This is a genomic window from Miltoncostaea marina, assembly GCF_018141525.1.
GTDB classification, from domain to species: domain Bacteria; phylum Actinomycetota; class Thermoleophilia; order Miltoncostaeales; family Miltoncostaeaceae; genus Miltoncostaea; species Miltoncostaea marina.
In genome coordinates this window covers 1,128,914-1,147,253 of sequence record NZ_CP064655.1, presented here as the reverse complement: position 1 = coordinate 1,147,253, position 18,340 = coordinate 1,128,914, and the positions used below count along the sequence as shown (strand labels likewise).

General features: G+C 75.7%; 22 protein-coding genes and 1 tRNA gene. 9 read left to right on the top strand and 14 right to left on the bottom strand.

The window, feature by feature from the left end; genetic code table 11:
• The first annotated feature begins 9 nt into the window (after positions 1-9).
• Positions 10-1,734: a glycosyltransferase gene (locus ITJ85_RS05740; protein WP_217915397.1), complete on the top strand. Its 1,725-nt coding sequence runs from the start codon at positions 10-12 to the stop codon at positions 1,732-1,734.
• Entirely contained in the window at positions 1,731-2,021 is a 291-nt protein-coding gene (locus ITJ85_RS05735) for a hypothetical protein (protein ID WP_217915396.1), read from the top strand. Before ITJ85_RS05740 ends, ITJ85_RS05735 begins: the two co-directional genes overlap by 4 nt.
• Before the next feature lie 7 nt (positions 2,022-2,028).
• Here ITJ85_RS05735 and ITJ85_RS05730 read toward each other — a convergent pair whose 3' ends face one another.
• From ITJ85_RS05730 to gltX, 4 genes are all read right to left on the bottom strand, one after another.
• The gene (locus ITJ85_RS05730) at positions 2,029-2,841 is read right to left on the bottom strand and encodes a family 1 encapsulin nanocompartment shell protein (protein ID WP_217915395.1); all 813 of its coding nucleotides are present in this window, start codon (positions 2,839-2,841) and stop codon (positions 2,029-2,031) included.
• Positions 2,838-3,233 (bottom strand): encapsulin-associated ferritin-like protein, encoded by a 396-nt coding sequence (locus ITJ85_RS05725; protein ID WP_217915394.1) that lies wholly within the window; start codon positions 3,231-3,233, stop codon positions 2,838-2,840. Before ITJ85_RS05725 ends, ITJ85_RS05730 begins: the two co-directional genes overlap by 4 nt.
• Positions 3,234-3,344: 111 nt before the next feature.
• The gene (locus tag ITJ85_RS05720; protein WP_217915393.1) at positions 3,345-3,836 is read right to left on the bottom strand and encodes a cytochrome c oxidase assembly factor Coa1 family protein; all 492 of its coding nucleotides are present in this window, start codon (positions 3,834-3,836) and stop codon (positions 3,345-3,347) included.
• Between the two features lie 17 nt (positions 3,837-3,853).
• Positions 3,854-5,326, bottom strand: a complete 1,473-nt coding sequence (gltX, locus tag ITJ85_RS05715) for a glutamate--tRNA ligase (RefSeq protein WP_217915392.1) — start codon at positions 5,324-5,326, stop codon at positions 3,854-3,856.
• Between the two features lie 17 nt (positions 5,327-5,343).
• On the opposite strand from gltX, the gene ITJ85_RS05710 reads away from it, so the two are divergent.
• The 3 genes from ITJ85_RS05710 to ITJ85_RS05700 all read left to right on the top strand — a co-directional run bounded on the left by ITJ85_RS05710 (position 5,344) and on the right by ITJ85_RS05700 (position 7,906).
• Positions 5,344-6,249, top strand: coding sequence for a deoxyribonuclease IV (locus ITJ85_RS05710; protein ID WP_217915391.1), 906 nt, complete (start codon positions 5,344-5,346; stop codon positions 6,247-6,249).
• A 66-nt stretch (positions 6,250-6,315) separates the two neighbouring features.
• Entirely contained in the window at positions 6,316-7,812 is a 1,497-nt protein-coding gene (locus ITJ85_RS05705; protein WP_217915390.1) for a GGDEF domain-containing protein, read from the top strand.
• Between the two features lie 23 nt (positions 7,813-7,835).
• Positions 7,836-7,906, top strand: a tRNA-Gly gene (locus ITJ85_RS05700).
• An 18-nt stretch (positions 7,907-7,924) separates the two neighbouring features.
• Here ITJ85_RS05700 and ITJ85_RS05695 read toward each other — a convergent pair.
• Entirely contained in the window at positions 7,925-8,491 is a 567-nt protein-coding gene (locus ITJ85_RS05695) for a dihydrofolate reductase family protein (protein WP_217915389.1), read from the bottom strand.
• Positions 8,492-8,585: 94 nt separating this feature from the next.
• Between ITJ85_RS05695 and ITJ85_RS05690 the strand changes: the two genes are divergently transcribed.
• Positions 8,586-9,245 carry an SCO family protein gene (locus ITJ85_RS05690; RefSeq protein ID WP_217915388.1) on the top strand — a complete coding sequence of 220 codons (660 nt, stop codon included), beginning with the start codon at positions 8,586-8,588 and terminating at the stop codon, positions 9,243-9,245.
• Positions 9,246-9,260: 15 nt separating this feature from the next.
• On the opposite strand, the gene ITJ85_RS05685 is transcribed toward ITJ85_RS05690, so the two are convergent.
• Together ITJ85_RS05685 and ITJ85_RS05680 are read right to left on the bottom strand one after the other, a co-directional pair.
• The gene (locus tag ITJ85_RS05685; protein ID WP_217915387.1) at positions 9,261-9,578 is read right to left on the bottom strand and encodes a hypothetical protein; all 318 of its coding nucleotides are present in this window, start codon (positions 9,576-9,578) and stop codon (positions 9,261-9,263) included.
• Positions 9,536-11,026: a lysyl oxidase family protein gene (locus ITJ85_RS05680; RefSeq protein ID WP_217915386.1), complete on the bottom strand. Its 1,491-nt coding sequence runs from the start codon at positions 11,024-11,026 to the stop codon at positions 9,536-9,538. Before ITJ85_RS05680 ends, ITJ85_RS05685 begins: the two co-directional genes overlap by 43 nt.
• Before the next feature lie 182 nt (positions 11,027-11,208).
• On the opposite strand from ITJ85_RS05680, the gene ITJ85_RS05675 reads away from it, so the two are divergent.
• The 3 genes from ITJ85_RS05675 to ITJ85_RS05665 are packed head-to-tail and all read left to right on the top strand — an operon-like array spanning position 11,209 to position 13,000.
• Positions 11,209-11,763 carry a helix-turn-helix transcriptional regulator gene (locus ITJ85_RS05675; RefSeq protein ID WP_217915385.1) on the top strand — a complete coding sequence of 185 codons (555 nt, stop codon included), beginning with the start codon at positions 11,209-11,211 and terminating at the stop codon, positions 11,761-11,763.
• 28 nt (positions 11,764-11,791) lie between these two features.
• Complete coding sequence (locus tag ITJ85_RS05670; protein ID WP_217915384.1) at positions 11,792-12,073, top strand: hypothetical protein; 282 nt, start codon at positions 11,792-11,794, stop codon at positions 12,071-12,073.
• 12 nt (positions 12,074-12,085) lie between these two features.
• Positions 12,086-13,000: a hypothetical protein gene (locus ITJ85_RS05665; protein ID WP_217915383.1), complete on the top strand. Its 915-nt coding sequence runs from the start codon at positions 12,086-12,088 to the stop codon at positions 12,998-13,000.
• Here the strand turns inward: ITJ85_RS05665 and ITJ85_RS05660 are convergent.
• From ITJ85_RS05660 to ITJ85_RS05630, 7 genes are all read right to left on the bottom strand, one after another.
• Positions 12,925-13,389, bottom strand: a complete 465-nt coding sequence (locus ITJ85_RS05660; protein WP_217915382.1) for a hypothetical protein — start codon at positions 13,387-13,389, stop codon at positions 12,925-12,927. The genes ITJ85_RS05665 and ITJ85_RS05660 overlap by 76 nt on opposite strands.
• A 9-nt stretch (positions 13,390-13,398) precedes the next feature.
• A complete protein-coding gene (gene mscL / locus ITJ85_RS05655; RefSeq protein ID WP_217915381.1) occupies positions 13,399-13,872 on the bottom strand; it encodes a large conductance mechanosensitive channel protein MscL in 474 nt (157 codons plus the stop codon).
• A 71-nt stretch (positions 13,873-13,943) separates the two neighbouring features.
• Entirely contained in the window at positions 13,944-14,255 is a 312-nt protein-coding gene (locus ITJ85_RS05650) for a DUF4190 domain-containing protein (RefSeq protein ID WP_217915380.1), read from the bottom strand.
• Between the two features lie 24 nt (positions 14,256-14,279).
• Positions 14,280-15,881, bottom strand: a complete 1,602-nt coding sequence (locus tag ITJ85_RS05645) for an AMP-binding protein (protein WP_217915379.1) — start codon at positions 15,879-15,881, stop codon at positions 14,280-14,282.
• A gap of 32 nt (positions 15,882-15,913) precedes the next feature.
• Positions 15,914-16,564, bottom strand: coding sequence for an HAD family hydrolase (locus ITJ85_RS05640; RefSeq protein WP_217915378.1), 651 nt, complete (start codon positions 16,562-16,564; stop codon positions 15,914-15,916).
• Positions 16,561-17,328 (bottom strand): ABC transporter permease, encoded by a 768-nt coding sequence (locus ITJ85_RS05635; RefSeq protein ID WP_217915377.1) that lies wholly within the window; start codon positions 17,326-17,328, stop codon positions 16,561-16,563. The genes ITJ85_RS05640 and ITJ85_RS05635 overlap by 4 nt, the downstream gene beginning before the upstream one ends.
• Entirely contained in the window at positions 17,328-18,296 is a 969-nt protein-coding gene (locus tag ITJ85_RS05630; protein ID WP_217915376.1) for an ATP-binding cassette domain-containing protein, read from the bottom strand. Before ITJ85_RS05630 ends, ITJ85_RS05635 begins: the two co-directional genes overlap by 1 nt.
• Between the last annotated feature and the right edge of the window lie 44 nt (positions 18,297-18,340).

The window sequence follows — 18,340 nt, the reverse complement described above, 5'->3', positions numbered from 1 at the left end:
TGGAGCCGCATGGGCACCTCAGCCGCGCCGCCGCTCATCAGCGTCGTGCTCCCCACCCGCGACCGACGCGCGATGCTCGCCACGACGCTCGACCGGGTGCTGCGACAGGAGGACGTCTCGCTCGAGGTCGTCGTCGTGGATGACGGTTCGATCGACGACACGCCCCGCTGGCTCGAGGAGCAGACGGATTCGCGCGTCCGGACGCTCCGCGCGGACGGCAACGGCGTGGCGCGCGCCCGGAACCTCGGCATCGCGCACGCACGCGGGGAGTGGGTGTCCTTCCTCGACGACGACGATATCTGGGCGCCTCACAAGCTCAGCACCCAGCTCGGCGCCCTGCGACGGGCCGGGGCGCAGTGGTCGTACTGCGGCGTCGTCGACGTCGACCCCGCCGGACGCCCGCTCGCCCGGCACGCCGCGCCGTCCGACGAGGCGATCCTCGAGCAGCTGCTCGCCGGGAACGTCGTGCATGCGGGGGCATCCACCGTCATGGCGAGGACCAGCCTCGTCCGCGAGCTCGGCGGCTTCGACGAGCGGTTGTTCCAGTGCGCCGACTGGGACATGTGGATCCGGCTGGCCGCCGCAGGCCAAGCCGTCGCCTGCCCCGAGATCCTCGTCGGATACGTCCTCCATCCGACCAACATGGTGCTCACCGATCCGAATGATGTCATCGAGGAATTTCGCCACGTTCGCTCGAAGCATCGCGATCTGGCCGCGGCGCGTGGCGTGGTGATCGACTCGGTGCGCTTCCACGGGTGGACGGCGACCGCGTTCCGACGCGGACGCCGTCGGCGCGCCGCGGCGCGCGAGTACCTGCGCGCCGCGTGGGCCGGCCGGAGCCCTGGAAACCTCCTGCGCGCGGGCGCATCGCTGCTCGGCGGTCCCGGCGACGCCCTGATCGGGACGCTCGATCGACGGCATGGTGGCGGCGAGCCGGCGGACGACACCGCCCCGCCGGACTGGCTCCGGGAGGACGGGAGCGCCAGGGAGGCGTCACGCCGCCGCATCGCGCTGGACGAGGTCGAGCGGATTCGCCGCAGCCGGCGGCGACCACGCCCGACGCAGTTCGACTACCTCCACATCCGGCGGCTCGTACGCGATCTCAGCGGCGCGCTCGGCGCCCTGCCACCCCGGCCGGGGGGATTGGACGTCCTCGACGTCTTCTGCGGCAGCCGGCCCTACGACGACCTCCTGCCGGCCGGCTCCCGCATCACCGGGATGGACATCGAGGACCGATACGGCCGGGCGGACGTTGTGAGCAGCGAGTTCCTGCCGTTCGGCGACGATTCGTTCGACGTCGTGATGTGCATCGAAGCGTTCCACTACGCCCCCGACCCGCCGCATGCGGTCACTGAGATCGCCCGGGTGCTGCGGCCGGGCGGCCACGCGGTGATCGCCGTCCCGCTGGTGTGGGAGTACGACCGCGCGGTCTTGGAGCACCGCTGGACCGGGCCCTCGCTGGCCGCCCTTTTCCGAGCCTGGGACGACGTCACGATCGTGGAGAACGGTGGGCGCACCGTGGCCTGGGCGACGCTCACCGGCGAGATGCTCAGCGGGCTCGAGACGATCCTCGCCCGCGGGCCGGCGCGGGCCGTGATCCGCGCGACGTTCGCGGCCGTGTACGTCGCCCTCAACGGCGCCTGCGCGGCGATGACCCTTCTCGACGAGCGCACGGCCCGCTCGGGCCGGACGCTGCCGATGAACCTGCTCCTGACCGCCCGGGCTCCGTCATGAGTCGAGACACCTCGGGGCTGCCCGAGACGGCCGATCGCCGAGGAAACGGGCGGTGGGGCTCCCTGGCTGAGTCGCTCCGGACGCTGCAGGCGCTCGCCCGCGACCTGTCGGACATCCCGGGCGAGCTTCGCGAGGCGCCCACCCGCGCAGCCGCCCGCCACGCACCGGGCATGCCCGGACAGCGCGGCCGGCTGCGCAGGGCGATCAGGTCCGCGCTCTGGCCGGTCACCGTGCTCGCCGTCTCCGGCGCGGCGGCAGCGTTCATGGTTCTCCTGACAGACCTCTGACGCCCGGTCAGTCCTCGTACCTCAGCGCGATCGCGGCCTCCGGGCCGGCGGCGCGGAAGGTGAGCGACTCCTCCAGGTAGAGCCGCACGCTGGTCGCGTCGTGGTCGAGGTAGCCGATGGAGAGGTCCTGGCCCACGACCAGCTCGAAGTCGCCGCCGCGCTGGCTCATCACGATGGCGCCCTCCACGGCGGGGGCCCAGAGGACGGGGCCCTCGGCGATCAGGCGCAGGTGGGAGAGCACCGGGTAGCCGCCGTGCTGGGTGCTCTCGATCACGCCGGTGTAGCAGCGGGGGCCGAGGGCGATGGCGTAGGGCCCGGAGACGCCGGCGCGCTTCAGGCGCTCGATGGCGAGGGCGACGTGCTTGGGGTAGTCGTCGTAGTCGTGGCCGATGATGATCGGCTCGTGCGGCGAGGTCTGCACGATGCCCCGCACGCCGGCGGCGGCGGAGCCGCGGAAGACGAGGTGGTCCTCGGCCAGCGCGGCGCGCCGGGCGGCGTCGATGACGGGGTCCCAGTCGGCGTCGGGGGCGCCGCGCTCGGCCGCGTCGATCTCGTCGCGGCTGAGGGTGAACGGCGTGCGCAGCTCGGTGAGCGGCTGGACGAGCCGCACGCGCGGCTCCACGCCCTCGACGTCGGACTCGAGGGGCTCGTGGGTGACGCGGCCGAGGCCGAGCGCGTCGCGGTCCCAGCCGTGGGGGCCGTCGAACTCGACCAGCTTGCGGGCGGTGAGGAAGTGGCGCAGCGAGCGGCCGGCCTCCTCGGTGATCTCGTCCCAGGCCCGCTCGCCGATCGGGGCGAGCTCGCGGTGGAGGTGGTTCACGGCCGCACCGTCCCGCGCAGGTCGCCGATGCCGAGGCTGCCGTCGGGCGCGCCGGCGCCGGGCGCGCCGGCGTCGGCACCGCCCCCCTCGATCGCCTCCTCCACGGCGACGATGTCCCCGTCGGCGAACAGGTACTGGCGCAGGTGGGTGTCGAGCTCGGGGTCGTGGCGGCGCAGCCACTCGAGGCTCATCGCGGCGTGCTCGGTCTCCTCGGCGCGGTTGTGGGCGAGGACCGCCTTGAGCTCGCCGTCGCCGGTGGCGTCGATGCGCTGGTCGTACCAGTCCATCGCCTCGAGCTCCTCCATGAGCGAGACGATCCCCCGGTGGCGGTCGAGGGTCTCCGGCCGGATGTCCTCCCTGGCCTCGTGCAGCCCCGCGCTCGACTCCGCCATGCCCGCCTCCCGGTCGTCCGTCGCCCTGTGGTGCCACCCCGGGAGTGCCCGCCCCGAGGTGGTGCTACGCGTGCGTGGGCCTCGCGCCCCCGCCCAGGATCGCCGCCCGGGTCAGTCGTCGTCCACCGGGGAGCCCGCGCGGCCCTCGGAGAGGCGCACGCGGTCGCCGTCGATCACGAGGGTCGCCGACAGCACCTCCCAGTCGCGGCTGATGCGCGCCATCACCAGCTCGACCGCGCCCTCCTCGGCCGGGCCCTGCACCGGCACCACCAGGTTGGCCTGTGCGGCGCCCTCGCCCCCGGGCACCTCGCCCTCGGGCTCGCCGATGGCCATCGGCCGGCCCACCGCCCGCAGGATCTCGGGGTGGCCGTCGACGTAGCGGGCGGCCGCGCCGAGGGCGTCGGCGCCGCGCCGGCGCCAGCCGCGCACCAGGATCACCGCGGCGACGGCCAGGAAGAGGTAGGCGGCGACGCCGGCGACGATGCCGAGCGTGTCCTGATCGGCGTCGGCGCGCCGCCAGACGAAGGCCACGACGAGGAAGACGCCGAAGATCCAGGCCGCCGCGATCATCAGCGAGCGGTAGGTGCCGGGGCCGAAGTTCATGCGCGTCACGTGCCCGCTCAGGCCGCGGCCCACAGCTCGGCGAGCTTGGCGAGGGTCTCGCGGTAGCGGCGGAACGACTCCTCGCGCCCGAGCAGGGCCAGGCTCTCGTAGGTGCCGGTCGACACGGTGCGGCCGGTGATGGCGATGCGCTGGGGCTCCAGGAAGTCGCGGGCGGCCTCGCCCATGATGTGGAGCTGGTCCTGGAGCGCCTCCTTGATCGCCTCGACGGTCCACTCGGGCAGCTGCTCCAGCCGGCCGAGGCCGCCGCCGATCACCTGGATCGAGTGGCGCACGTCGCGGGTGAGCGTCTCCCAGGCCTCGGGCTCGATCTCGAGCGGCCGGAAGAGCCAGCCGGCCAGGTCGTCGTACTCGGCGAAGGTGGAGATCTTGCGCTTCACGAGCGGCGCGCTGGCGCGGACCAGCTCCTCGGCCTCGGGGCCCTTGCCGTCCAGGTAGCCGGTCGAGCGCAGCCAGCCGGCGAGCGCATCGGTGAACTCGTCGTTGGCCATCAGCCGCAGGTGGCGGCCGTTGATGACCTTCAGCTTCTTCATGTCGAAGATCGCCGGGCTCTTCGAGACCCGGGTGATCGAGAACTTCTCGACCAGCTCGTCGACCGTGAACATCGTGGTCTTGTCGTCGAAGCTCCAGCCGAGCAGCGCCAGCGCGTTGATCGCGGCGCGCGGCAGGAACCCGGCGGCCTCGAGGTCCTCCACCGAGGCCGCGCCGTGGCGCTTGGAGAGGCGCTTCTTGTCCTCCCCCAGGATGAGCGGGATGTGGGCGTAGTCGGGCGTCTGGCCGCCCAGCGCCCGGATGACCATCATCTGCTTGGGCGTGTTGGAGATGTGGTCCTCGCCGCGGACCACGTGGGTGATGCCCATCTCGAGGTCGTCGACCGCGGCGGCCAGGTTGTAGGTCGGCGTGCCGTCGGAGCGGGCGACCACGAAGTCCTCGATCGCCCCGTGGCCGAAGCGCACGGTGCCGCGCACGTAGTCCTCGATGGTCGTCTCGCCCCCGGGGTCGACCGCGAAGCGCCACACCGGCCGGCGGCCGGCCGCCTCGAGCTCGGCGATCTCGGCCGGGTCGCGGTCGCGGCGGCCGCGCACCACCGGGGCGCGCTTGTCGGCGCGCGCGGCGGCGCGCTGGGCCTCGAGCTCCTCGTCGGTCTCGTAGGCCGGGTAGATCGCCCCGGCGGCCTTGAGGCGCTCCACGGCCGCGGCGTAGACGTCGTCGCGCTCGCTCTGGCGGAACGGGCCCTCGTCCCAGTCGAGCCCCAGCCAGGCGAGGCAGCGCAGGATTTCGGCCTCGCTCTCGGGGGTCGAGCGCTCCCGGTCGGTGTCCTCCAGCCGCAGCACGAAGGTCCCGCCGGTGTTGCGGGCGATGAGCCAGTTGAAGAGGGCGGTGCGCGCGCCGCCCACGTGGAGGCTCCCCGTCGGGCTGGGCGCGAAGCGCACCCGGGCGGGGGCGGTGATGTCGGGTCGGTTGCGTGCCACGTCCGTAGGATAGCCATGTGCGATTGGGCGCCCACGTCTCATCCTCCGGCGGCATCTCCAAGGCGATCGGCCGGGGCACGGCGCTCGGGTGCGAGAGCCTGCAGGTGTTCACCCACAACCCGCGCACCTGGCGGCCGATCGACCACACGGCCGAGGAGATCGCCGCCTTCCGCGCGGGCGCCGAGGAGGCCGGGCTGGCGCCGCTGGTGAGCCACGGCCTCTACCTGATCAACCTGGGCGCGCCCGACCGCGAGGTGCCCTCGGGCCCGCCGGGCAAGCCGGCCACCACCACCCGCAACATCTACCGCGCCTCGGTGGAGAGCCTGGTGCAGCACCTGACGATCGGCGACCGGCTCGGTCTGGCCGGCGTGGTGCTGCACGTGGGCTCGTGCAAGGGCTCCACCGAGGACGAGGCCATCGCGCGCATCGGGGCGGGCATCGCCGAGGCCTTCGACACCGCGCCCGGCGACTGCCACGTCCTCCTCGAGAACACGGCCGGCGCCGGCGACACCATCGGGCGCAGCTTCGAGCAGCTGCGGCGGGTCTACGAGGCGGCCGGCCACCACGACCGCCTGGGCTTCTGCCTGGACACCCAGCACCTGTTCGCCTCGGGCTACCCCGTGCACGAGGAGGGCGGCATCGACCGGGTGCTGGAGGACTTCGACCGCACCCTGGGCCTGGAGCGCCTGCGCTGCCTGCACCTCAACGACTCGAAGGTGGGCTTCGCCTCCAACCGCGACCGCCACGAGAACATCGGGGACGGCGAGATCGGCGAGGACGGCATGCGCCGCATCCTGGGCTGCCCCGAGCTGCAGGGGCTGCCGGTGATCCTCGAGGTGCCGGGCATGGACGGCACGGGCCCGGACCCCGAGAACATGGCCCGCGTGCGCCGGCTGCACGCCGAGGGCCTCGCCGCGCGTTGATTTCCTGACGTCGGCAGATAGTTGAGCGCCAGTAAGGAAATGCCCGCCGGCGCCGATCCCCTCTGCATGAGGCCCCCGCGCATCCTCGTCGCCTGGGCGATCGCGTCCGTCGCCGCGCTGGTCACGGCGGGCCTGGTCGCCCCCCGGCTGGTGGAGGCCGCCGCGCTGGGGCACTGGGCCCAGTCGCTGGCCCAGGCGGGCGCGGCGGCGGCCTGCGCCGCCGCCGCGGCGCACACCCGCGGGCGGGCCCGCCTGGTGTGGGCCCTGTTCGCCGCCGGCCAGTCGCTGTGGGCGCTCACCGACGGCCTCTACGCCGGCCTGCTCGGCGCCGGGATCGAGGTGCCGGAGGTGGGGCCGCTCGACGCGGGCTGGCTCGGCTTCTACGTGCCGGTGCTGACCGCCGTGGTGCTGCTCTACCGCCGCCTGCGCCCCGAGCGCGGCTGGCAGGGCGCGCTCGACGGCCTGCTGGCCACCGTGGCGCTCGCCGCGCTGGCCTGGATGACCGCCATCGCCCCGGCCGCCGAGCGCTCGGGCGACGGGCTCGCCGACGCGGCGGTCGGCTCGCTCTACCCCACCCTCGATCTGGTGTGCCTGGCCACGCTCGGCTGGATCGTGCTGCGCCACCGCGACGACGCCCCCGGCTGGCTGCGCCACCTCGTCGCCGCCTTCGCCCTGCAGGCGGCCGCGGGCCTGCTCTACCTGCTGGAGACCGTCGTCGGCGAGCCGATGCGGCTCGCCGCCGCCGCGACCTACGTGGCGGCCGCCTGGTGCTGGATCGCGGCCGGCGTGGCCCGCCGCCGCGCGCCCGAGCGCGCCTGGGGCGCGGGCGTGCACGACGCCCCCCCGGCCTGGAGCCAGACGATCCCCTTCCTGCTCGGCACCGCCGTCGTGGCCGCGGGCGTCACCGTCAGCACGCCGGAGGCGCGGGCCGCGGCCGGCGCGGCGGCGGTGCTGATGGCCGCCCGCGCGATGGAGACCCTGAAGGTGGCGCGCGGGCTGATCGCCGAGCGCGACCGCCTGCTGGTGACCGACCCCCTGACCGGCGCCTACAACCGGCGCTTCCTGTCCGAGGAGGCCGACCGCGCCGTGGCCCGCGCCCTGCGGGGCGGCCACGCGCTGTCGGTGGTCGCGCTCGACCTCGACCACTTCAAGGAGGTCAACGACCGCCTGGGCCACGGCACGGGCGACGAGCTGCTGCGCGCCATCGCGGCGGCGGTCGCCGAGGACATGCGCCTGGGCGACCTGCTGTGCCGCATCGGCGGCGACGAGTTCATCCTGCTCTGCCAGGAGGCCGACCGCGACGAGGCGCTCGTCATCGCCGAGCGCGTGCGCGCCCGGGTGCAGCGCACCGCGGCGGCCACCGTGCCCGAGATCGCGGTGACGGCTTCGCTGGGCGTGGCGACCCTGCCCGGCGACGCGCGCGACACCGAGGGCCTGCTGCGCCGCGCCGACCGGGCGCTCTACCTGGCCAAGGGCGCCGGCCGCAACGCGGTCGCCAGCCTGCCGCGCGCCGCGGCGCCCCCGCCCGCCGGGCAGGAGCTGGAGGACGCGTTGGTACAGTGACCCGGCGGGCCGCCGCCCGCCGCGCGGGTGTAGCTCAACGGTAGAGCGACGGCCTTCCAAGCCGTTGACGGGGGTTCGACTCCCCTCACCCGCTCCTCTCCGACGGCGCCGTTCACGATCCGGCGCCCGCCCGCTCGTAGCGCAGGATCACGACGCCGGACAGCGTGCGCGACCCCACCAGGCGCAGCTCCGCCCGGTCGCCGAGGGGCGGGAAGTAGGGCGTGCCGCCGCCCACCAGGACGGGGTGGACGCGCAGCTCGAACTCGTCGATGAGGTCGAACAGCGCCGCCGCGAGCGTCGCCCCGCCGATGCCCAGCCGGCCCTCGCCGGCCTCCTTTAGCCGGCGCACCTGCGCGGCGGCGTCGGCCCGGCGCACCAGCGTGACGCCGTCCGGGACGTCCGCCAGGGTGTCCGAGACCACCAGCCGCGGGATGCCGACGTAGATGCGGGCGAACTCGGCCTCGGCCCCGCCGGCGGCCTCGTCCCGGGCCAGCCGCGGCCAGTGGGGCTCCATCAGCTCGTACACGCGACGGCCGAAGACGAACCCCCGCAGCCCGCGGGTCTGTTCGTTGTAGTAGCGGTGCAGGGCCTCGTCGGGCGCGCCCCAGCCGAAGTCGCCGTCGGCGTCCGTGATGTAGCCGTCGAGCGACACGCCCATCGCGTACGTCAGCCTCGCCATGCCGCCTCCTCGTCGTGGTGTCGTTGCTCCCTACATGACGGATCGGCCGCCCGGGGATCATCGGCCGCGGAGCCCCCTCGCTATGGTCGGACCCATGACCTCCGGACAGCCGGCGCGGCGCCCCTCGCGGGGCGGCAGGCCGCCGATGCGCGTGCTGCTGCCGCTGCTCGCGCTCGTGGTGGCGAGCGGCCTGGCCGGCGCCCTGGCGCTCGCCCGCGCGGGCGACGGCGGGAGCGACCCGGCGCGGACGGGGGCCGGGCCGGTGCTGCACGCGCCCGCCACCGCGGGCCGCGACGCCGACGGCGCGCCGGTGCGCCTGCCCTCCCCGGACGGGCGCCCCGCGATGGTCACGTTCCTGTTCACCGAGTGCCCCGACGTCTGCCCGCTGGTGGCGAGCCGCATCGCCGCCGCGCTCGACGCGGCCGGGCCGGCGGCCGGGGGCATCGACGTGGTGGCGATCAGCGTCGACCCGCCCGGCGACACGCCGGCGGCGGTGCGGGCGTTCCTCGATCGTCACGGCCTGCGGGGCCGCATGCGCTACATGGTCGGCAGCCGGGCCGAGCTGGAGCCGGTCTGGAGGGCCTGGGGCGTCGCCGCCCAGACCGACGACCGCTCGGGCGGCCACCGCGAGTCGGTGCACTCGGCGCCGATCGTGTTCATCGACGGCGACGGGCGCCAGGTGGCGCGCTACGCCGCCGGGGCGCCGTACTCCCCGGCCGACCTGGCGCGGGAGATCCGCCTGCTGACCGCGTAGCGGCGCCCGCCGGCGTCAGCCGGTGAACGGGTGCACGTCGGGCCGCGTCTCGATGCGCACCGGCGGCAGGCCCTCGCACTCGAGGGCCACGGCGCGCACCGGCAGGCCGAGGGCGTCGAAGGCCGCCGCCAGCCGGCTGGCGGCGACGCCGATCGCCGCCAGCGGGTCGTCGCCCTCCACGTCGAGCTCCACCAGCAGGCCGTCGGGCGGCGCGCCGCCGCCGGCCGAGGCCAGCGGCGCCACGCGGGCCGCGTCGCCCAGGTGCGCGGCAAGGCGCCCGCGCTGGGCGATCAGCTCGGGCTGGAGCTCGTACTCCGCGCGCACGATGGGCATACGTCCCCCGCTTCGCCGGCCGACGAGCGCCCACCGTAGCGCAGCCCCCGGGCGGTCAGCCGGCGACCCGCTCCGCCAGGGCGTTCGCCCGCCGCACCGCCGCCTGGCCGATGCGCTGGTTGATCCGCAGCTGGCCCACGGTCAGCCGCACCGTGTAGCGCCGCCGCGACCGCGGCCAGCCGTCGGATGGCCGCCTGCCCGATGCGCTGGTTGATCAGCAGCTGCGCGGCGCTGAGCCTGAAGCGGGCGCCGCCCGGGCGGCCGGCCGGCCCGGGGCGGCCCTGCGGGCGCGCGACCGGCGGCGCGGGCGGCGCGGGCGGCGCCGCCGCCGCGGGGCCGGGCAGGACGCCGACGTCGACCGTCGCCGGCGGCGCGGCCAGGGCGCTCTCCTCCTCGAGCGCGGCCACCGCGAAGCGGTCCGGTCCGGCGTGGCCCGGCGCGGGGGTGTAGGTGGCGACGTCGCCCGAGATCGTCACGGTCCCGTGGGCGGGCGGGGTGGCGAGCACGAACATCGCCGGGTCCGGCTCCCCGAGATAGGGATCGCCCGCGGGCAGGCCCGCTCCGACCACCGCGCGCGCCGTCAGTGCGATGCGCTGCGGGGCGCCGGACGGGGCCGGCGCGGCGGCGACCGGCTGGGCCAGCCAGCCCCGCAGGGCGAACGGGGTCGAGTACGCCGGCGCGTTGTCCTCGTCCGCCTCGGCGATCGCGCCGGTGGGGTCGGCGACGGCCTTCAGCCGATAGCGACCGGGCGCGACCCGCCCGGTCAGGTCCACCCACTGGGTGAAGTAGCGGGCGGCATAGAGGTCCCGGAAGCCGGGCGAGATACCCATGACGACCGTGGCCGCGTCCATCGACTGGGCGTAGTCCAGTGACCGGCCGGCGGCGTCGAGCCCCCGGCAGTGGCTCGCCCAGTACCGCGGCGGCTCGTCGTCCGGCGCCTCGATCGGCGTTGAATCGGCCAGGCAGAACCCGACCTTGTCGCTCTCGACGACGTCGGCGAGGCCCTCGCCCTCCACCAGCCAGTAGGCGGTGGCCCGGTCGGTGTGCCAGTGCCTGTGACGGTCGGACGCGTGGGGGCCCGCGTGGGGGACCACCGCGGGCGACGGGAGCTCGTCCACCAGGGCGCCGGACGCGTCGTAGATCCGCTGGCGGACGTCGGTCATGCGGAGCGTGTCGTCGCCGTACGAGCCGGCCGGGCGCTGCCCCACGATCTCGAGCCTGCCGGGGCCGATGTTGTGCACGTGGCCGTCGAAGCGCAGCAGCAGGCGGTGACCGGGCCGGCCGTGCACCGGCTCGACGCTGGTGACCGGGCCGACCGGTGGATCGGCGACCAGGTCGGGCATGAGGCCGGGGCCGGGGGCGGCCGCGGCCGCGCCCGCCGCGCCGAGGACCGCGACGCAGGCGAGCGGTCCGACGGATGATCTGAGTCGTGCGAGGTGAGTGGTCATGACCGGGAGCCTGGCGCCCCGCCGCCCCGGCGCGCGCCCCGCGGAGGGAGGGTCCGCCGCTCACCGCCGACCGGGGCGATCTTGATCCGGTAGTCGTCCGCTCCGGGCTTGCGGGGTATTACGGCTGACCCGGCCGCGCAGGCGCCGCATCATCGGGCGATGCCCGTCACCCCGGCGCCGTCGTGAACTGCACGGATCCGCTCGTCGCGTGCGACGGGCGATCGCGCGTCGTCCTCTGGAACGCCGCGGCGGCGGCCCTCACGGGGCTCGCCGAACACGACGTCACCGGGTCGCCCTGCTGGACGGCGCTCGACGCGATCTGCGCCGACGGGACGCGGTTCTGCCGACCGGGCTGCGAGCGCGGGCGGCTGGCGTGCACCGGGTGCCCTCCCCCGGCGCAGGAGGCCTGGGTGCGAACCGCCGAGGGGCCCCGCCGCGCCGTGCGGCTGGCGATGCTCTCGCTGGACGATGCGATCCCCGCGCGGTTCGCGGTGCTCATCCAGCCGCTCGACGCGCCCGCCCGGCCGGCCGGCGACCCCGGGGACGTGCGACTGACGCCCCGCCAGCACGAGGTGCTGATGCTGATGGCCGAGGGGCTCACCGTGCGCTCGGTGGCCGCGCGCCTCGGGCTGAGCGAGGCGACGGTGCGCAACTACGTCCGGCGGATCCTGATCGAGCTGCGCAGCCACTCGCAGCGCGAGGCCGTGGCGGCCGCCCGCGGGCTCGGCTTGGTCTGACGGTCTGGCGGGGGGCGGCTCAGGGCCTGTGGATGAGCTGATCCCGGTACCGATCAGGGATCTCGGCCACCGCACCGATGGAAACGGTGCGCTATGGCCCACCCCGAGCGACCTCACCGACGACGAGTGGTGGCTGGTCTGCGACCTGCCGGAGCACGCACCGGGCCGGCGGGGGGGCGTCCGCCTGCCATCTCGCGCCGCGCGATCGCCGACGCGATCCTCCACCTCGCCCGCACCGGGCTCGCCGTGGCGCTACCTGCCCTCGGAGTATCCGGCCTGGGGCAGGGTCTGGCAGCAGTTCCGCCGCTGACGCGACGCAGGCGTGTGGGCCGAGCTGCTCACCCGCCTGGCCAGATCGCCCGGGCTGAGGAAGGGCCGCACGCTCGACCCCTCGATGCCGATGGTCGACGCCCGGGTCCCCCGCGGTGGCCGCGCCGGCCCGTCGTCCCACGAGCCGGGCGGTCGCGGCGGCGGCACCAACGGCGTGAGACGGACGCTGCCGCTCGACATCACCGGCTCGCCGGTCGCCGTGCGGGTCGACCCGGCCCGGCCGCACGACGTGCGCGTCGCGCGCGAGCTACTCGGGACCGTGATCGATGCGATGCCGGCGGTGCGCGCGATCGTCGCCGACCGCGGCTCCCGCGGCCTGGCGGCGCTCTGTCGGCGTCGAGGTCTGCAGCCGGACACCACGGTGCCGCCGAAGGGCGCCTCTCGCCTCACGCCGCTGCGCCCGCTCTGGCGCATCGGGGACGCCTTCGTCCGCCTCGGCCGCCGGCGCAGGCTCTCGCGCTCCTACGAGGGCTCGGCCGCGAGCGCGCGGGCCTGGATGGAGATCGCCGCCTGCGAGGCCGGCCCTGCGGTGCCGCGCTCCGAGCGGACCTTCACCTGCGCCGGCCGCGGGGACAGCGCGGACCGCGACACGGACACGGCCGGGGCGCCGGCCGCCTGGGCGGACGGCCGGATCGCCCTGGATGCCGAACTCGAGGACCGTCGCCCGGAGGTGCCGGGAGACGCGAAACGCTCGCGCGCGGGGAGTACGGACAGGAGCGCCGCCGGCGTCCTTGCCCGCCCCGGCGACCGCACGGGAGGCCCGCTCGCGGGCAGGGCGGAGAACGCCGCTGCGTCTGAGCTCGCGGCGGAGCCGGAGTCCATACACAGACGTCAGACGGAGGCGCGCCCGTTGCCGCCCGGGTCGGTCACGCCCAGCGCCCGGGCCATCGCCGAGACGCGCTCGTAGGTCCAGTCGGGGTGGTCGAGCGCGGCCACCACGCGGCCGGGGGTCGCGCCGCGCAGCAGCGCCCGCTCCACCTCGGCGCTGGCGGCCTGCACGTCGCCCGCGTGCGCGGCGTCGTGGGCGATGCGCAGGCCCGCCGCGGTGCTGGGGCCGGTGGAGGCGTCGACGCCCCGCTGCACGCGGCCGTCCTCGATGGCGGCCGCCACCGTGCCGGCCAGGGCGGCCAGCGCCAGCGGCACCGCGACCGCCGGGCGCCAGTCGTCGGCCCACAACGACAGCGGCACGCCCACCACCAGCCCCGCCGCCAGGCAGACCGGGATCAGCCGGGCCAGGCGGCGGGTGAGGCGGCGGCCGCCGGTGGGGTCGTCGGACGGGGCGGGCAGGGGCGGCATGCCCGGTGGTTACCCCTCGTTGCGCACGAGCACCGCCGTCAGGCCGTCGCCGTTCTCGCTCACCGAGACCACCCGCCAGCCGTCGGCGGCGCGGGCGGTGAGGCGCTCGGGCAGGGCCGACGCGCTGCCGGTCTCCACCGCGTACTCGGGCTGCTCCACGTCGGGGTCGTCGCCCTTCTCGAAGCGCTTGCGCATCGAGTTGTAGGGCCGCACCACCAGGAAGAAGATCACGGCGGCGATGATCAGGAAGCTGATGATCGCGTTGATCAGCAGGCCGTACTGGAAGCGACTGCCGTTGACCGTGAAGTCCAGCTCGGCGAAGTCGGGCTGGCCGCCGATCGCCGCGAGGAGCGGCGTGAGGATGTTGGCGACGAAGGCGGTCACGACCGCGCCGAACGCGGCCGCGATGACCACCGCGACGGCCAACGAGACCACGTCACCCTTGAGGACGAACTCCTTGAAGTCCCGCAACGCGTCCTTCATGTGCCTCTCCCTGTGTCTGCCGGGCGGCGGGGCGCCGCCGGCGTGGACGTGACCGGTCGCGTGACGGCCCCTCAGCTCGCCAGGATGACGATCGCCAGCACGACGGCCGCAAGCCAGGCGACGATGCCGATCCAACCGAGCGCGCGGCCGGCGCGGGCGCGCTCGGCGCCGCCCAGGTCCGGGTGCGCCTCGATCTCGCGCAGCGCCTGGCCGCCCACCCGGATCGCCATCACCGAGCAGACCAGCGGCAGCAGGAACAGCCCGGCCACGCCCAGCACGAGCGCCGCGGTGGCCCGCCCGGACTCGCGCCGGTGCGAGAGCACGGAGCGGCGCGGCGTCTCGTCGTCGTCGGGCACGCGCTCGACCTGCGGCGGATCGGTCACGCCGGGCACGCTACCCGGCGCGGGTCAGTTGATGCGCCGCTCGCGGCCCGCCCAGGCCGACTCGCGGAGCTCGAACTTGCGGACCTTGCCGGTGGAGGTGCGCGGGAGCGCCTCGACCACCTCGAAGGCGTCGGGGCACTTGTACGCCGCGAGCCGCGCGCGCACGTGGGCGGCGAGCTCGTCGTGGCCCGCCGCGGCGCCGGGGCGCAGCACCACGAACGCCTTGGGCCGCTCGCCCCAGCGCTCGTCCGGCACGCCGATCACCGCCGCCTCGAGCACCGCGGGGTGGCTCACGACGGCCTGCTCGACCTCGATCGTCGAGATGTTCTCGCCGCCGGAGATCACCACGTCCTTGGCCCGGTCGCGCAGCTCCACGTAGCCGTCGGGGTGCCAGACGCCGAGGTCGCCGGAGTGGAAGACGCCGCCCCGGAAGGCCTCGGCGGTGGCCTCGGGGTCGTCGTGGTAGCCCTTCATCACGTTGTTGCCGCGCATCACCACCTCGCCCACGGTGGCGCCGTCGCGCGGCACGTCGCGGCCGGCCTCGTCGACCACCCGGATCGGGTCGGAGACCACCATCGCCACGCCCTGGCGGGCCAGCAGGCGGGCGCGCGCGGCCCCGTCGGCGCCGGCCCACACCGTCTGCGGCTGGCAGACGGTGTAGGGGCCGTAGGTCTCGGTGAGACCGTAGACGTGCACGACCCGGGCGCCGAGGGCCTCGGTCTGGGCGAGGATCGTCGGGCTCGGCGGGGCCGCGGCGGTCATGACCGTGAGCGGCTGGCCGAGCGCGTGGGCCTCCTCGGCGTTGACGAGCACCGAGAGCACGGCCGGCGCGCCGTTGAGGTGGGTGACGCGCTCCTGGTCGATCAGCCGCCAGACCTCCGGCCCGCGCACCGCCCGCATGCACACCTGCGCGCCGCCGGCGGCCACGATCGCCCACGGGTGGCACCAGCCGTTGCAGTGGAACATCGGCAGCGTCCACAGGTAGACCGTCTCCGGTCCGTGGCCCGCGGTCAGGTTCTCGCCGAGCGCGTTGAGGTAGGCGCCGCGGTGGGTGTACATCACGCCCTTCGGCGAGCCGGTGGTGCCCGAGGTGTAGTTGATCGAGATCGTGGCGTCCTCGTCGGCGACCGTCCACGGCAGCGGGTCGTCGCAGCCCCGGGCGAGCAGCTCCGCCATCGGCGTGCCGGGCACCTCCGTCCCCGTCCCGGCGTCGTCGTCCCACACGAGCTCATCCACCCCGAGCCCGCCCGCCACGGGCGCCACGCTGCCCGCCAGCGCCGTGTCGGCCACGAGCATCCGCGAGCCGGAGTGGAGGCAGATGGCGCGGATCTCCGCCGGCGCCAGCCGGGTGTTGATCGCGACCAGCACCGCGCCCGCCAGCGGCACGGCGAAGTGCGCCACCAGCAGCGCCGGCGTGTTCGGGCAGAAGTAGGCGATCCGGTCGCCGGGACGCACGCCGCTCGCGCGCAGCGCGTTGGCCAGCCGGGTCACCCGGGCGGCCAGCCCGGCGTAGGTCAGCCGCTCGGCGCCGTGCACCACGGCGGTCGCCCCGGCGAACACGTCGGCCGAGCGCTCGAGGAACGCCAGCGGCGTGAGCGGGGTGAGGTGGACGGGATGCGCGCTCACCGGCGCTCTCTATCCGTGCGCCGCGTGGCCGGTCAAGCGCCGGCCACCAGACCCGGCAGGGCCTCGATCGACTCCAGCACCCGCCAGGCCAGCGCGAGGTCGTCCTGCGGCGGCGGGTAGTGCGGGTTGGGGACCACCACGACGCGCATCCCGGCGGCCGCCGCCGAGCGGATGCCGGGCCCCGAGTCCTCCACCGCCAGCGCCCCGGCCGCCGGCGCGCCGAGGCGCCGCAGCGCCTCCAGGTAGACGTCGGGCGCCGGCTTGCCGCGGGCCACCTCCTCGCTCGAGACCGTCGCCCGGAAGGCGTCCGCGATGCCCGCCTGCTCGAGCACCGCCGCGATCAGCCCGCGGGTCGACGAGCTGGCCACCGCCAGCGGCACGCCGCGGGCGGCCAGCTCGCGCACCGCCTCGGGCGCGCCGGGGATGAACGGCGGCGCCTCGCGGTAGCGGGCGATGAGGCGCGCCACCACCGCCCGCTCGATCTCGGGCGGGCGCAGCGGCACGGCCAGCTCCTGGTGCATGTAGCCGGTCCACTCGGGCGTGCTCATGCCCATCATGGCCTCGTGCGCGCCGGGCAGCCACCGCCCGCCGGCCTCGCGCACCAGGTCGGCCCGCACGGCGTCCCAGAGCTCCTCCGATGAGATCAGGACGCCGTCCATGTCGAAGACGACCGCCGGGTTCACCCCGCGGCCGCCCCGCGCCGGTAGCGGCGCACCGACAGCGGCACGAACACGGCCAGCACGCCGGCCGTCCAGGCCAGGCTGACGGCGACGTCGCCGAGCCACGGCCCGCCGAGGGCCAGCGAGCGCACCGCGTCGACCGCCGCGGTCACCGGCTGGTGCTCGGCGAAGACCTCGAGCCAGTCGGGCATGGCGTCGGTCGAGACGAAGGCGCTCGACGCGAAGACCAGCGGCAGCATGATCGGGAAGGCGGCCGCCTGGGCCGACTCGGCGTTCGGCACCGACAGCCCGACGAAGGCGAAGATCCACGACAGGGCGAAGCCGAACAGCAGCAGCACCGCGATGCCGAGCAGCAGCTTCGCCGCGTTGGTCTCGATGCGGAAGCCCACCGCGAAGCCCACCGCCAGCATCAGGGCCACCACCAGCACGTTGCGCGCGAGGTCGGCCAGGGTGCGCCCGGCGAGCACCGCCGGGCGGGCCATCGGCAGCGAGCGCAGCCGCTCGATGAGGCCCGTGTGGCGGTCCTCGGCCAGCCCGACCGCGGTGTTGACCGCGCCGAACGCCACCACCTGCGCGAAGATGCCGGGCATCAGGTAGTTGACGTAGTCGACGCCCGGCACCCGGATCGAGCCGCCGAACACGTAGCGGAACATCAGCACGAACAGCAGCGGCTGGATGGTGGCGAACACGAGCAGCTGCGGCAGGCGCCGGATCGTCAGCAGGTTGCGCCAGGTCATCGCCAGCACGTCGCGGACCGCGTAGCCCATCAGGCGGCCTCGCCGGCGGGCGGCTCCTCGGCGCGGTGGCCGGTGAGGCGCAGGAAGACGTCGTCGAGCGAGGGCTCGCGCACGGCGGCCTCGCGGGGCTCGAGGCCGAGGGCGTCGAGCGCCCGCACGGCCGCCACGAGCGCCGGGCCGCCGTCGGGCGCGCTGACGCGCACCACCGCGCCCTCGCGCGCCGCCTCGCCCGTCCCCAGCCGCGCCAGGGCGGGCTCGGCGGCGGCCGCGGCGGCCTCGTCGGCCATCGTCAGCTCCACCACGGTCGCGCCCAGCCGGCGCTTCAGCTCGGACGAGCTGCCCTCCACCACCACCCGGCCGTGGTCGATCACCACGATCCGGTGGGCCAGCAGGTCGGCCTCCTCCAGGTACTGGGTGGTGAGCAGCACCGTGGTGCCCTCGGCCACCAGCTCGCGCACCGTGTCCCACAGGTCGCTGCGGCTGGCGGGGTCGAGGCCGGTCGTGGGCTCGTCGAGGAACAGCACCGGCGGCCGGTGCACCAGCGCGGCCGCCAGGTCGAGGCGCCGGCGCATGCCGCCCGAGTAGGTGCGCACCGTGCGCCCCGCCGCGCCGGCCAGGCCGAAGCGCTCGAGCAGCTCGTCGGCGCGCGGGCCGACCTCGCGGCGCGGCAGGTGGGCCAGCAGGCCGATGAGCAGCAGGTTCTCGCGGCCGGTGAGGTTGCCGTCGACCGCCGCGAACTGGCCCGCCAGGCCGATCCGGCGCCGCACCAGGTCGGGGCGCTCGGCCACGTCCACGCCAAGCACCCGCGCCGAGCCGCCGTCGCGGTCGAGCACGGTGGCGAGGATCCGCACGGCGGTGGTCTTGCCGGCGCCGTTCGGCCCGAGCAGGCCGAGCACGGTGCCCGCGGGCACGGCCAGGTCGACGCCGCGCAGGGCGCGCACCTCGCCGAACCGCTTCTCCAGCCCCCGCGTCTCGATCGCCAGGCCGCCGTCCGCCACCCGCCGCTCCCCTCGTCGCCGACCGCCACGGTAGCGGCCGCCCG